Consider the following 14,628-nt stretch of genomic DNA (forward strand, 5'->3'; position numbering starts at 1 on the left):
GACTCACAGCTCCTGTGCGAAGCGGCCCTCGAGCCGGCGGAAAGTCCACTGGCCGAGGAAAAGGATGGCTAGCGAGACGAGCAGCCCCACGGGTACCCATACCGTGACCAGATTGGGCGGGCTTCCCTCAGCCCCTGCCGTGGTGGGCAGCCAGAAGGCATGGTGGAAACACTCCACGGCAATCGTGATCGGGTTGAGCTGATAAACGGCGAACCAGGCTTCGCCTGCCTTGTCCAGCACCATCCGCCAGGAGTACAGCACCGGGGCTACCCAGGTGGCGATCAGAAGGATCAGGTCAACCAGGTTCTCCGAATCGCGGAAGTACACGTTGACGGACCCAAAAAAGAGGCCCAGACCCGTGGCAAGCAGCGCGATCATGACAAAGCCGGCGACGGCGGTGACCGCCTCCAGAGGACCGGGGCGCCAGCCGGTGAACAGGCTGGCCACCACGAGGACAAACAGCTGCGGAAAGAAATGGACCGCCGAGACCCACACCGAGGAAACCGGAAACAATTCCCTCGGCAGGTAGATCTTGTTGATCAGCCCGCTGTTGTTGACGATCGACCGGGTCGCCGTGCTCAGGGACTCCGTGAAGAAGTTCACCAGGATGATCCCGGAAAACAGGTAGACCGCGTAGTTGGGCAGTCCTCCCCTGTTGGTCGGGCTCTGCTCCAGTCCAAGGAAAACTCCGAGGGCAATGTAGAAGGCGATGAACTGGACCCCGGGCTTGACGTAGGTCCACAGCAGTCCAAGGACCGAACCCCGGTACCTGATTCTGAGCTCCTTGCGGACAAGCAGCTTCAGGAGGAACCGGGAACGGAACACGTCAACGAGCCCGTTCCCGGTTCCCGGCGCCACCAGCGCCCGGCCGGAGTCCTGCTGGGTCGGAGAGGTGCGTCCGTTTGTCACTGACCGGGCTTCTGCTGTTCAGCGCCGGAGCCGGAATTGGCCGCGAAGGTCTGGCGCCAGGCTTCCGGGGACGTGAAGTTGGGCAGTTCCTTCTTGTAGGACGCGGAGAGTTCGTCCCAACGGGCCAGCACGCGTGTGTGCAGGGCAAGGCTGCGCAGCAACTCCTTGCGGAAGCGGACGTTGTCCCGGCGGTACCAGGAGGCGCCCGTACCGTCCGAAGCCGACACCAGTGCTGAGTCAAGGTGGGACAGGCGCCACCAGCGCGCATCCGCTGCCGGTACCACTGCCTCGGGGTGCTGTGCAGCGGCCGGGTCCACGGGGCGGAGCTGGCGGATCGCCCCGGACAGCGCGCTGGACACGGTCTGCGCGAAGTTCTTGGGCCGGGTGGGAACCATGCCGAACTTCGGCAGGTGCAGCCGCTTGACCGCGGGGAACTCGGTGAGGTCCTTGCTGACCTGGGCATCAGGGAATTCCGAGCGGACCTTGCGGATCTCGGGGAGCTTGCCGCCGATGGTCCGGTGCAGGTGTGAGGGCCCGTCGAGCAGGTCCTTGAGCGCACGGTTCCTCAGCTCCACCGCCGAGTACTGGAGTGAAAGCAGGTGCCGGACATCCTGGAGGAAGCTCTCGATGGGAAGACGGCCGCCCTTTTCGTACTGCGAGTACAGCATGGCCGCCACCCAACGGTTGCGCTGGTGGAAGTAGGCCTGCCAGTCGATGGTGTCGTCTTTCTCGGTCCAGGGCATGTGCCAGACCGCCGCTCCGGGCAGGCTCACGGTCGTATAGCCGTTGGCCTTGGCACGGATGCCGTATTCGACGTCGTCCCACTTGATGAAGACGGGCAGGGCCAGGCCGATTTCCTTGATGATCGACGTCGGGATCAGGCACATCCACCAGCCGTTGTAGTCGACGTCGATCCGGCGGTGCATCCACGGGGTGGTGCGCAGGTTGCTGGCGGCGAAGTCGTGGGCGCTCTGCCCCTCACCCATCGGCTGGTACTGGAACCGGTACTCGTTGATGCCCTCGCCGAAGTTGTGGATGACGGAGCGCTCAAAGAGGTTGAACATGTGGCCGCCCACGATGGTGGCGCTGCGGGTGAAGTCGGCGAAGTTGACGGCCCGGAGGACGCCTTCGGTCTCCACGACGACGTCGTCGTCGAGGAGCATGACGTATGTGCTCTCGCCGCCCTCGACAGCCTCGTGCATGCCGCGGGCAAAGCCGCCGGATCCGCCGAGGTTTCCCTGCTCAACCAGCTTGAACTTGTCGCCGAGCACGGCCGCGGCTTCGTCGAAGCCCTGCTCGTCCCGGACCTTCTGGTTGCCCTGGTCCGTGACGATGAGCCGGTCCATGACCGCCAGCAGTTCCTCGGACTCGGCAAACGTCCGCAGGTGCTTGACGCAGTAGTCCGGCCTGTTGAACGTGGTCACCGCAATGGACAGCGATCCGGGGGTGAACCCCTCGGGCTGGGGAACGGACCAGTCGGCCTGCTTCAGCTTCACGTCCTGGCCGTGGGCGACGAGGTCGAACCAGTACCAGCCGCCGTCGGCAAACGTGGTCAGCGAGAGGTCGCAGGTGGCGGTGGTGCCGCCGGTGACGTGCAGGCTCTGGACCCGGTTTGAGCTGCCGCGGGGGCTGGACTTGTAGACGATGACCGTCGCCTCGGCGTCCACCTCGATGCTCAGGCGGACCTGCTGCACGTCGGTGTGGGCCCGCCAGTAGCTGGCCGGGAACGCGTTGAAGTACGTGCCGAAGGAAACCCGGCGGTGTGCGGGCAGCGACAGTTCGCGGCGGCCAAGGATAAAGTCCGAACGCATCTCACTGCGCTGGGATACCATCGGCGAGGCTGCGCCGCGCTTGCTGCTGGCCTCCTCCGACTCCACCACACGGCGTGCGGCGTCGAAGTCGACGTACAGCGGGAGGGTGTCGGTATCGCCGTCGACCGGGAATACAACGCGGTGGACTGTCTTCCACGCGGTCCCGTCAGTGCCCGGTTCGGTTCCCTGCCGGAACTCCGTCGCTACGCTCATGCGTCTACTCCTCCGCTTTCCAGCTTCGCACCGCCGCTGAAGTGCGGCTTGATCTTGTTGTCGAACATGCTCAGTGCCGATCCGATGGCCATGTGCATGTCGAGGTATTTGTAGGTTCCCAGCCGGCCGCCGAACAGCACGGACTCCTCGCCGCGGGCCAGGTCGCGGTAGGCCAGGAGCTTCTCTCGGTCCACGGCGGTGTTAACCGGGTAGTAGGGCTCGTCGCCCTTCTCGGCAAAGCGGGAGAACTCCCGCATGATGACCGTGGCGTCCTTCGTGTAGTCCCGCTCGGGGTGGAAGTGACGGAACTCGTGGATCCGGGTGTACGGGACGTCCTCGTCCGGATAGTTCATCACCGAGCAGCCCTGGAAGTCCTCGATCGGGAGCACTTCTTCCTCGAGGTCGATGGTGCGCCAGGACAGGTCGCCTTCGGCGTAGTCGAAGTAACGGTCCACGGGGCCGGTGTAGATGACCGGCACCTGGCCGCGCACGGCCTCCCGGCCGAATTCGCCGCCGTCGAAGAAGTCCGTGTTGAGGTGGACCTCGATGTTCGGGTGGTCTGCCATCCGCTCGATCCACGCCGTGTAGCCGTCAACCGGCAGTCCCTCATACGTGTCGTTGAAGTAGCGGTTGTCGTAGTTGTAGCGGACCGGGAGCCGGGAAATGATCTCCGCAGGCAGGTCCTTGGGGTCGGTCTGCCACTGCTTGCCCGTGTAGTACTTGATGAACGCCTCGTAGAGGGGCCGGCCGATGAGCTGGATGCCCTTGTCGTTCAGGTTCTGCGGATCGGTGCCCGCGAGTTCGCCGGCCTGCTCCTGGATGAGGGCACGTGCCTCGCCGGGCCCCATGGAGGACCGGAAAAACTGGTTGATGGTGCCCAGGTTGATGGGCATGGAGTACACCTCGCCCTTGTGGCTGGTGTAGACCTTGTGCTGGTAACTGGTGAACGCGGTGAAGCGGTTCACGTACTCCCAGACGCGCTCGTTGGAGGTGTGGAAGAGGTGGGCGCCATACCGGTGGACCTCGATGCCGGTCTTGGCTTCATTTTCGCTGTACGCGTTGCCGCCGATGTGGTGGCGGCGGTCCAGGACGGCGACCTTTAGCCCCAGCTCCGTGGCGGCGCGTTCCGCGATTGTCAGGCCAAAAAAACCCGAACCGACTACGACGAGATCAGCGTTCACAACTCTCCTGTGTGTTTTGGTGGCAGGGTTCAGCAGCCCTATCTGCCGGGTCTAGACTACCCGAAGTTAAAAAGCGTCCCGCATTCCGGGGCGGCCGCCGCATGCGGCCGAATGCGGTTTCACCCGCGGCGTGGGCGGCCATCCCGGCGTTGCTCCGACGCCGCAAACTATGCCCCGGACGGAACGGTGGCCAGCACTTCCGCGGCGGCATGCTGCCCTGACGTTGCCAGCGACGCATGCTGCAGCACCCAGCCGGCTCTGGCATCCCGGCCGTCCGCGTTGCCTCCGGATTTTTCACCGGCCGCCGCACGGCACATGGCTGCGGCGACGCTGTCCACGTCGTATCCGGCCGCCTCGCCAAGTCCGTTGCCCGAGACGAGCGCCGCGCCCTCCCCCGTTCCTGCGAAGACAACGGGCGTCCCGCAGCCGGCGGCGGCATAGATCTTGGTGGGCTTGGCAAAGTCGTAACCCTGGCCCGGTTTGATGCTGACCAGGGCTGCTGCTGCGCCCCGGATCCAGCGGGCCGCGTCGGCGGGGGGAATGACCCCGCCGAACGTCACGCGGCCCGGGGCTGTTTTCTCTGCAAGCTCCCTGAGGTGGGACTCGTCGGCACCCTGGCCGAAGAAACGGATGCTGGCGCCGGGGTGCTGGGCGAGCACGGCGGGCAGCGCACGGATGAAGATGTCGGCACCCTGCCACTCGGACATGGTTCCGGTGTACACGAAGTACGGTCCATCGGACCCAGCGGTCTCCCCCTCGGGCCCGAACACCGAGGTGTCGATCCCGTTGCCGACCACGGTGACGCGGTTCCGCGGGACGCCGAACTGCTCGACCTTTTGGGCCACGGCATCCGAGATGGCGATGACCCTGGCCGCCCTGCGCAGCGCAAAGCCTTCGGCAGCCCGCATCACGCGGATGACGACGCCGGGCACGTCCGTGGCGGACAAAGCCTCAGTCCAGATATCGGCCGCGTAGTAGACAAAAGGCCTGCGCCGCAGGGCCGATACCAGCGCCACGACCACGCCGGTGGTCGGCGGCGGCTCCGAGACCACCACGTCGGCCCGCGAAAACAGCAGCCGAAAAAAGGCTGGAACGTCAAAGCTCATGTACTGCACATAGCCGCGCACATTGCCCCCGGCGTCCCGCAGCACGGGCCACCGGGAGACCTTATAACGGGGCTTGAACTCCGGCGATCCCTTGGGCGGCCTGGTCGTGACGACGCTGACGTCGGCGCCCTTGGCCGCCAGGCCGTCCACTAGTGCTTTCAGCCTGAACGAGGCCGCACCCACTTCGGGGGTGAAGAGCCGGGTTGCCACGGTGACCCTGACAGGTCGGTTTTCACTCACGAAGCAGCAATCTTCACGATCTGCCGGTTGGTGGCGGACTCCAGCACGGCTTCGGCCACGCGGAGCGTGTCCAGGCCTTCGCGCATGGTGACGACGTCGCTGCGCAGCCCGAGGACGGCGTCGCGGAATGCTTCGTGTTCGGTCCGCAGCGGTTCCGGCTTGGCGATGGCGAGCCGGGTGACGTTGCCTTCGGAAACGCCACGGAACGCGGCCATGGACTCCCATTCGGTGGCGACGGTGCCGTTCTCGAAGAACGTCAGGTCTGCCGTGATGGTGTCAGCGACGAAGGCGCCCTTCTCACCGGTGACGATGGTGAGGCGTTCCTTCATCGGCGAGAGCCAGTTGACCAGGTGGTTGGTGATGACACCGTTGCCCAGCTGACCTGTCGCGGCCACCATGTCCTCGTGCGGTCTGCCGCTGCGGGTGGTGGTGCGGGCGAAGATCGACTCAAAGCGGCTCTGCGCCAGCCATGCGGTCAGGTCGATGTCGTGCGTGCCGAGGTCCTTGACCACGCCGACGTCGGCGATCCGGGCCGGGAAGGGGCCCTGGCGCCTGGTGGCGATCTGGTAGACGTCGCCCAGCTCGCCGGCTTCGATCCGCTTGCGCAGCGACTGCAGTGCCGGGTTGAACCGTTCGATGTGGCCGACGGCGCCGACCAGCCCCTTGGCTTCGAAGGCGTCGACGAGGCGCTGTCCGGCCTCCGCGCTGGAGGCGATCGGCTTCTCCACGAGGGTGTGGACGCCGGCGTCGGCCAGTGCGAGTCCGACTTCTTCGTGCAGACCGGTGGGGACGGCCACCACTGCCATGTCGATGCCGGCGGCGATGAGCTCTTGCACGGACGACAGGACATCCAGCTGGCCGGCAACGCCGTGCGGGTCGCCGAAGGAGTCGGCGACGGCGACGAGGTCGACGCCGTCGAGCTCCCGCACCACGCGCGCGTGGTGGCGGCCCATCATACCCAGGCCAATAAGGCCGACGCGCAGGTTAGCCATCAGGCACCTGCCTGGACGAGCTTGTTGACGGCGGTGACGATGCGGTCCAGGTCGTTCTGGCTCAGGGACGGGTGCACCGGCAGGGAAAGGACTTCCCTGGCAGCGGTTTCCGTGTTCGGCAGGTCCTCGGTGCGGTTGAACGAGGGCAGCCGGTGGTTCGGAACCGGGTAGTACACGCCGGTACCGATGTTGTATTCCTCGCGGAGCGCCTTGGCCAGTCCGTCGCGATCCTCCGGCACACGGATCGTGTACTGGTGGTAGACGTGGGATGCGCCCTCGGCGACCTTGGGTGTGCCGACGCCCTGGAGGTTGGCGGTCAGGAAGGCCGCGTTCTGCTGGCGCTGTTCGGTCCAGCCGAGGACCTTCTTGAGCTGGACCCGGCCGATGGAGGCGTGCAGGTCGGTCATCCGGGCGTTGAAGCCCACGAGCTCGTTTTCGTACTGCTTTTCCATGCCCTGGTTCCGCAGCAGGCGCAGGTTCCGCTCCACAGTGCTGTCCGGTGTGGAGACCATGCCGCCCTCGCCGGACGTCATGTTCTTTGTGGGGTAGAGGCTGAACATGGCGAACTTGCCGAACGTTCCGACCTTCTGGCCGTTGAAGCTGGCGCCGTGGGCCTGGGCGGCGTCCTCGTACAGGTCGATCCCGCGCTCTGCGGCGAGCTTCCCGAGCCCGTCGACGTTGAACGGGTGGCCGTACAGGTGCACGGGCATGATGCCCTTGGTCTTGTCCGTGATCAGCGAGGCGACGTGGTCCACATCCAGGGTGTAGTGGTCCAGTTCGATGTCGGCAAACACGGGGGTGGCCCCGGCCAGCGCCACGGAGTTGCCGGTGGCGGCGAACGTGAACGAGGGAACGATGACTTCATCGCCCGCCCTGACGCCGGCGGCCAGGAGCCCGAGGTGCAGTCCCGAGGTGCCGGAGTTCACGGCCACGGAGGAGCGGCCGTCGAGGAGTACCTCGGAGAATTCCTTCTCGAATTCGGCGACCTGCTGGCCCTGGGCCAGCATTCCGGTAGCCAGAACGGCGTCGACGGCGGCCCGCTCGTCGTCGCCGATGATCGGCTTCGCCGCGGGGATAAAGTCGTAGCTCATGCGTTCTCCTCAGACTCTTTCAGGGAATTTCCGTCTTCAATGTATTTGGCGCCGGTGGCGGGGCAGACCCAGAAGTCGCCCTCCTGGCGCAGCGGCTCGCCGGCCTTGCCCACCCAGCCAAGGCGGCGGGCAGGGACACCGGCCATCAGGGCAAAGGCCGGCACATCCTTGGTGACGACGGCGCCGGCCGCAACCGTGGCCCACCGCCCGACCGTCAGCGGGGCGACGCACACGGCGCGGGCTCCGATGGAGGCGCCGTCCTCGATGGTCACGCCCACCGGTGTCCAGTCGTGGGCGCTCTTGAGGGAGCCGTCGGGGCTGACCGACCGCGGGTAGGTGTCGTTGGTCAGGACTACGGCCGGACCGATGAAGACACCCTTGCCGAGCTTCGCCGGCTCGTACACCAGGGCGTAGTTCTGGATTTTGGTGTTCTCGCCGATCTGCACGCCGGTCCCGACGTAGGCGCCGCGTCCCACGATGCAGTTCGCGCCGAGGTTCGCCTGTTCGCGCACCTGGGCCAGGTGCCAGATCTTCGTTCCCTCGCCGAGGATCGCCTGGTCCGAAACGTCGGCGCTCGGAGCAATGGTCGTCGTCATACTTTGGTTCCTCTCAGAAGTGCCGCTGCGGCCGGCCGCAGCGGCAAAGGCTGCCGCGAAGCGCTCTCAGGCCTTGCCGATAACGCGGTAAACGACGCCGTCCCACTGGTCTGCGGAGCTCACCCGGCGGCCGTCAATGAAGGCCTTGATGCCGGGGAGGTCAGCCGGGGACAGCGTGCGGTATTCGGCGTGGTCGGCCTGGACGATGGCCGCGTCGACGGGTTCGCCAACGTGGTACGCGCTGAAGCCGAGCTTCTCGAGTTCGGCGTCCGTGTAGAGCGGATCGTGGACCGTCACCGCGGCGCCGCGCTTCTCGAGGCTGGCGACGGCGTCGAAAACGCCGGAGAAGGCAGTCTCCTTCACACCGCCGCGGTAGGCGGCGCCCAGCACCACCACACGGGCATCGGTGAGGTCGCCGTATGCGCCTTCAAGGAGGCCAACCGTGTAGTCCGGCATATCTGCGTTGGCGGCACGGGCTGCCCGGACCACCGTCGCCTCGGGGTCGTTCCAGAGGTACAGGCGCGGATAGACCGGGATGCAGTGGCCGCCGACGGCGATGCCCGGCTGGTGGATGTGGCTGTACGGCTGCGAATTGGAGGCCTCGATGACCTGGTAGATGTCAATGCCCGCGGTTCCGGCGAACCGGGCGAACTGGTTGGCCAGCCCGATATTCACGTCGCGGTACGTGGTCTCGGCCAGCTTGGCCAGCTCGGACGCTTCCGCGGATCCCAGATCCCACACACCGTTCGGCCGGCGAAGGTCAGCACGCTCGTCGAAGTCCAGCACGGCTTCGTAAAACTCGACGGCCTTGGCTGCGCCCGCCTCGGACAGGCCGCCCACCAGCTTGGGGTACTTGCGCAGATCCTCGAACACCCGCCCGGTCAGCACGCGTTCCGGGGAGAAGACGAGGTGGAAGTCCTGGCCTTCAACCAGCCCGGAGCCTGCCTCCAGTGCAGGCTTCCAGCGCGTACGCGTGGTCCCCACCGGCAGGGTTGTCTCATAGGAAACCAGGGTGCCCGGTGTCAGGTGCTTGGCCAGCTCAGCGGTTGCGCCGTCCATCCAGCCGAAATCAGGCTTGGCGTCAGCGTCCACGAACAGCGGGACAACCAGTACGACGGCGTCGGCGCCGGGAACAGCCTCGGCATAGTCCGTGGTGGCGCGCAGTTTGCCCGCCGGCACCAGTTCGGAAAGTTTCTCCTGCAGGTGGGCCTCGCCCGGAAACGGCTCGGTCCCCGCGTTGATCAGCTCCACGACCTGCTGGTTGACGTCGACGCCGACGACGTCATGGCCCTTGGAAGCAAACTGGACGGCCAGCGGCAGCCCGATCTTTCCCAACGCAATTACAGCAATCTTCACGAGTCAGAAGCCTTTTCTCTCAGGACTGGCAGGCGGCAGCCACGCTGCCACACCCGGTTTTGCTTAACACTATCCGCTGACCGGACCTTACGCCGATTCCGCGACCTCGTCGGCGTAGCCGTGCTCTGCAGCCCGGAGGAGCGGGCGGAGTTTTCCACATGGACAAATTCACCGCGTCCATTCCGGCCGCGCCGGCACTAGCGTGGTGCCCAGGTTTTCCCGAGGAACGGAGGTCGCCGGTGCAGCTGCAATGCACCCTGGTCCGCGCCCCCGGCGCCGTTTCTGCCGGGGCCGGTTCCCCGGCCGGGCCGGTCGAGCTGACGGTTGCGGCCCCGGACGGCTGCCCGGGCACGGACCTGGAGGCAGAGATTTCGCGCCGCTTCCAGACGCGCGGACTGACTGTGGCCGGCCTCCCGCTCAAAGGGCTGACCCTCGGCAGGGCGCCCCTGGTCAACGGGGCTGTCCTGGTGGACGGCCCCGCCAACGGCCCTGGTTCCGGGCCGGGAACTGCCGGCGAACTGCCCGCCGCCATGCTCCTCACGGTGGACAGCGGCCCCGCAGCAGGTTCTGTTCTTCCCCTGAGCCGGGGAAGCTACCGGATCGGCCGGACCAACGCCGAGCTGACCGTTCCGGATGCCGATCTTTCCCGCGAGCACGCCAGAATTGAGGTTTCGGATACAGCCCTGACCCTTGTGGATCTTGGCAGCATCAATGGAACTGAGGTGGACGGCAAACGGGTATCAAAAACGGCCGTCGCGATCGGTTCCCGCATCCGCTGCGGCAATTCCTCCATGTCTGTTGTGCTGGCTGCGCCGTCGGACGCGCGGGAGGCTGACTTGGGGTTTGCCGGCAGTTCCGTGGCGGAGCCGCTGACCGTATCGCGCCCGGCCGCACCGGCGGGCCGGTCAGTGCTGGTTCTCGGGGCCGTTCTGCCCGTGGTCATGGGTGTGGGGCTGGCGCTGGTGACGGGGTCGTGGATGTTTCTGGCCTTCACGGCGGTATCGGCCGTGACGCTCCTTGTCCCCCTGGTCTTGGGCGCACGGCAGCGCCGTGAACTCAGATCGGCAGTCGCGGCGGCAGCGGCGCAGGATCTGCAACGACGACGGCGGTCCGCGCCGTCCGCTGCTGTCCTTGCGCTGGGCGCCCGGGTTCCCGGACCGAGCCCTGCCGCTCCCGTCCGGGAGACCGGACGGGAGCCGTCAGAGTACACGGAAAATCCGGCGCCGATGCCCGCGCCCGGAGTCTGGCTCAGACTCGGCCTGGCCGATCAACCGGCCAACATACGCCTGGAGCCGGACCAGCCGGGATTCATACCCCCTGGGCTCGGGGCGGTGCCGCTGCTCCTCGACCCGGGCCTTGCGGTCGTTTCGGTCCGTGGGCCGGACTCAGAGGTTCACGGCCTGGCCCGCTCGATCCTCATGCAGCTCACGGGATATCCGCTGGCCAGGGGTACCCGGATCGCGGTTCACGGACCGGCTTCCGTCCTTCCGCTCGCAGCGCGGTTTCTGCCAGGGGTGTCGCTTCATTCAAGGATGGCTGACACCCTGGCGGCCCTGACGGAGACGTCCGGCGGGAGCGGCGGGCCCCGCATCCTGCTGATGTTCGGCGGCACGGCAGACGGCGCCCCCGAAGCCGGCATCATCCCGACCGCATGGGGTCTTGGCTGGCGGGTGGTCCATCTCCCGGGCCGGGGACAGCAGCCAGCGGAAACCGATATTGAGCTCGGCGAGCGCGGGGCACTACTACGGGCGCGCGGTTCATGTCACCGCTTCGTTGCAGACCTCGTGCCCTCCGGCGTTTTCGAACGCTACTGCCGGGCGTACCGGCAGTCGCTCCCTGACGTATCGGCCGGCGGGCGATCCGTGCCGGCACGCTGCGGACTGGGCGATCTCCTTGACCAGTCGGCCGCTGCGACGGCCAAGCGCTGGGCGGCAGGCAGGCTGAAGCCAGGCCTGGCCATCCCCCTGGGCCGCGCAGCCCGGGGAGTGCGCATCCTCGACCTTGAGGCAGATGGCCCGCACGTCCTCGTTGCGGGCACCACAGGTTCCGGGAAGTCGGAGCTGCTTCGCACCATTACGGCCGGGCTCGCTCTGTGCTATCCGCCGGACCGCGTTAATGTCCTCTTCTTCGATTTCAAGGGCGGCTCGGGGCTCGGGCCGCTAACTGGCATCCCGCATTGCGTCGGCATGCTGACGGACCTTGCCAGCAGCCAGCTGGAACGCACGATTGTGTCACTGCGGGCAGAAGTCCGCAGGCGTGAGGAGCTGCTCGCCGCTGCCAGTGCCCCGGATCTGGCCGCCTATCGGCTGTCCCCGGCCGGCGGACCGCCGCTCCCCCAGCTGGTCCTCATCATTGATGAGTTCCGGATGCTCGTCGAGGACGCTCCTGAGACCCTGGCCGAGCTGATGAGGGTTGCCGCCATTGGCCGGTCACTGGGCATCCACCTGATCATGGCGACCCAGCGCCCGCAGGGAGCTCTCACGGCGGACATCCGCGCGAACGTCACAACGAGCATCGCCCTGCGTGTGCAGTCCGCGCACGAATCAGCGGATGTGATCGGCACGACTGCGGCCTCGGCGATACCCGTCAACCGGCCCGGCCGCGCCTACCTGGCCAGGGGTGCCGAGGCTGCCGAGGAGTTCCAGTCGGCGTCAGTTGCCGCCACCGAGGACGATTCTGCGTCCTGCCGCGTCAGGGTTCTGGAGACCGCCGTGGCGCTCGCCATGCCGCCTGCTCTCAACGGCGTCAGCCTTCCGCCGGCAAACCCCGTGCTCGGAGCCCGGCCGGTCGTGGAGCTGGCTGCCTCCCTGTGGGCCGGGATGGACGGTTCCGCGGCGCGCCGTCCGGTGGCTCCACCGTTGCCTGACGTGCTGGCGAGCCCGTCTGACGTGGCCGCGCTGACCGCCGATGGCCCCGCCCCCGCAGGCACTGATTCCACGGGCATGGGGCCGGGAACGGCCGGCGACTGGACCGTAGGGCTGGGATTGCTGGACCTGCCCGAGGAGCAGCGGCTTGCCGCTCTCACCTGGCGGCCCGGAGCCGATGGTCATCTGGCCCTGATCGGCGCGGGATCCCGCGATGCCGCCCACGCCATGTCAACGGCAATGGGACAGCTCCTATCCCATCCCACGGAATGCCACTTCTACATCCTCGATGCGGACGGGTCCTTGACTGGTTTGGCGGGCGCCCACCGCACCGGATCCTTTGTACACCTCCACGACCTCCGCCGCGGCGTGCGTGTCCTGGAACGCCTGGCGGCCGAAATGTCCCAGCGGCTCAGCCGGCTACCGGCAGCCTGCGGCGTGCCACTGGTACTGGCCATTTCAGGCTGGGGTTCCTGGCAGTCGGCCCTCCGCTCCGGCCCCCTGACCCGCGCCGAAGACCATGTCCAGGACATCGTCCGGGACGGCCGCCCCGCCGGAATCACCGTGGTGTTCTCCGGCGACCGCGAACTAGTGACGTCGCGGTTCTTTCCGTCCATACCCAACCGCATTTACTGCCCGCGGGGCGCCAGCGCCGAGAGCAGGCTGGCCTGGCCCACAATGCCAGACCTTCCCCCGGTTCCGGGCCGCGCCGTCGCGTCTGGCGCCTTGTCCGCCGGGCGCCAGGCGGTCTGCCAGCTCTATGGCCCTGGAGCCGGGCGCGGTCCCGGAAGCGCCATGGCGCCCGTCGAAGCGCCGGAGGGGCCCGCGCGGGTCAAGCCCTTCCGCGTGGATCCCCTTCCGGTGCAGCTTTCCGTCGCGGACGTACTGTCCCGCGTGCCCGGGACCGAACCGGATCCCGGCAGCCGGGCTTCAGACACCCCTACTTCAGACACCCCCGCTTCCGATGTCCCTGGTTCAGGCACCCCCGGCATACACGCACCAGTGCACGGAGCAGACCCCGGTGCGCCGCGCCCGGTGCACACAGCCGCCCGGCGGTTGGTCGTCGGCCTGGGCGGGGACGAACCCGCGCCTGCCGCTATGCGCCTGCCACGAGGCGCTGTCGTTGCCGTGCTGGGCAACGTTGGTTCGGGCAAGTCATCGTTCCTGGCATCGCTGCCTGCGCTCAACCCGTCGGTGTCCGGGTGGCTGCACCCCGGCCCGGAGCCCGGTCCGGCCGGCTTTTGGACAGAGGTCCACCGCGATGCCGTGGAGGGACGCCTGCCGGGGGACGCCGTACTCCTCGTCGACGATGCCGACATGCTGCCTGCCACCTGCCACCAGCAGCTCGCGGAGCTGAACGCCCGCGGCTGGGCGGTAATTTTCTCAGCCGCATTCAGCCCGTCGTTGTTGCAGCGTGTCCCGCTCGCGCTGGCTGCCCGCAGTGGCGGCAGGGGCATCCTCATTGCGCCCCGCAGTCCACTTGACGGCGACATCTTTGGAGTGCGGACTGAGCTGGATTCCCATCCCCCGCCGGGCCGCGCCCTGCTCGTGGCGGACGGCACGGCAATGCCCGTCCAGCTTGCAGTGGCCGAAGATGCCGGGAGGCTCTAGAGTGCCGGCGGTTCGGAAGCGGCGCGGGACGCGAAGCGAATCACGCGTTTGTCGAACAGCAGGACGATCGCGGTGGCGGCCGGGATCAGCATCGCGGCGCCGGCCACGGGGAGTCCGCCAGTGAGCGTGGGGAAGCCAATGGTCAGCACGAACAGCTGAGCCACCAGTGCACCGGCCCGCGGCCAGCGGAAGCCCCGGAATAGGAACACGGCAACGGCAAACAGCCACGATGCAAAGGCCAGCAGCAGGCCGAGCGTGAAAACGGCGCCCCAAAAGGACATCACCGGCGCCCCACTGGCCAGCTGGAATCCGTACCAGGCTGCCGCGGCCAGCAGTGCCGTGGCCTCGGCGGCCACAATCCCGGAGATCACGGCGACGGCGCGGGGACGGACGGCGCTCGAAGGCGTTGTTCCGGCTGGGCCCCGGTCCTCCGGCATTCCACTGTCTCCGGCGTCAGCGAGCGGGCCGGACGGGTCTTTTGGGGGTCTTGACACACTGGCACACTACCCGAGATAGTCGACACACGGCGGGGCTGCCCGCCGATGTGATGCATAGCTCACGTTTCTTGGGGATTTCGTGGTCCACTACCCCTTGTTTACACAGCGTTAACATGAAACGCTTGATCCAGATGACCAAGGGGGCCCTGCAGGGCCCCTTT

At 67.2% G+C, this 14,628-nt stretch carries 10 protein-coding genes; 1 reads left to right on the forward strand and 9 read right to left on the reverse strand.

The annotated features are described in order from the left end of the window. Positions 1-3 precede the first annotated feature (3 nt). From ARGLB_RS17215 to ARGLB_RS17250, 8 genes are all read right to left on the reverse strand, one after another. Positions 4-909: an ABC transporter permease gene (locus tag ARGLB_RS17215; protein ID WP_003804940.1), complete on the reverse strand. Its 906-nt coding sequence runs from the start codon at positions 907-909 to the stop codon at positions 4-6. Next, on the reverse strand, positions 906-2,933 hold the full coding sequence (locus ARGLB_RS17220; RefSeq protein WP_003804941.1) for a glycosyltransferase: 2,028 nt from the start codon (positions 2,931-2,933) through the stop codon (positions 906-908). Before ARGLB_RS17220 ends, ARGLB_RS17215 begins: the two co-directional genes overlap by 4 nt. After that, positions 2,930-4,114, reverse strand: a complete 1,185-nt coding sequence (glf, locus tag ARGLB_RS17225; protein ID WP_003804944.1) for a UDP-galactopyranose mutase — start codon at positions 4,112-4,114, stop codon at positions 2,930-2,932. Before glf ends, ARGLB_RS17220 begins: the two co-directional genes overlap by 4 nt. Before the next feature lie 167 nt (positions 4,115-4,281). Further along, on the reverse strand, positions 4,282-5,460 hold the full coding sequence (locus ARGLB_RS17230; RefSeq protein ID WP_003804946.1) for a glycosyltransferase family 4 protein: 1,179 nt from the start codon (positions 5,458-5,460) through the stop codon (positions 4,282-4,284). Further along, complete coding sequence (locus ARGLB_RS17235; RefSeq protein WP_003804949.1) at positions 5,457-6,452, reverse strand: Gfo/Idh/MocA family protein; 996 nt, start codon at positions 6,450-6,452, stop codon at positions 5,457-5,459. The genes ARGLB_RS17230 and ARGLB_RS17235 overlap by 4 nt, the downstream gene beginning before the upstream one ends. Further along, complete coding sequence (locus ARGLB_RS17240) at positions 6,452-7,543, reverse strand: DegT/DnrJ/EryC1/StrS family aminotransferase (protein WP_003804952.1); 1,092 nt, start codon at positions 7,541-7,543, stop codon at positions 6,452-6,454. The genes ARGLB_RS17235 and ARGLB_RS17240 overlap by 1 nt, the downstream gene beginning before the upstream one ends. Continuing rightward, on the reverse strand, positions 7,540-8,139 hold the full coding sequence (locus ARGLB_RS17245; RefSeq protein WP_003804954.1) for an acyltransferase: 600 nt from the start codon (positions 8,137-8,139) through the stop codon (positions 7,540-7,542). Before ARGLB_RS17245 ends, ARGLB_RS17240 begins: the two co-directional genes overlap by 4 nt. 66 nt (positions 8,140-8,205) lie before the next feature. Further along, positions 8,206-9,495, reverse strand: a complete 1,290-nt coding sequence (locus ARGLB_RS17250) for a nucleotide sugar dehydrogenase (RefSeq protein ID WP_003804956.1) — start codon at positions 9,493-9,495, stop codon at positions 8,206-8,208. Positions 9,496-9,734: 239 nt separating this feature from the next. On the opposite strand from ARGLB_RS17250, the gene ARGLB_RS17255 reads away from it, so the two are divergent. After that, entirely contained in the window at positions 9,735-13,970 is a 4,236-nt protein-coding gene (locus ARGLB_RS17255) for an FtsK/SpoIIIE domain-containing protein (protein WP_003804957.1), read from the forward strand. Here the strand turns inward: ARGLB_RS17255 and ARGLB_RS17260 are convergent. Continuing rightward, positions 13,967-14,407, reverse strand: a complete 441-nt coding sequence (locus tag ARGLB_RS17260; protein ID WP_003804960.1) for a hypothetical protein — start codon at positions 14,405-14,407, stop codon at positions 13,967-13,969. The genes ARGLB_RS17255 and ARGLB_RS17260 overlap by 4 nt on opposite strands. Between the last annotated feature and the right edge of the window lie 221 nt (positions 14,408-14,628).

The organism is Arthrobacter globiformis NBRC 12137 (genome assembly GCF_000238915.1).
In the GTDB taxonomy this organism is placed as follows: Bacteria; Actinomycetota; Actinomycetes; order Actinomycetales; family Micrococcaceae; genus Arthrobacter; species Arthrobacter globiformis.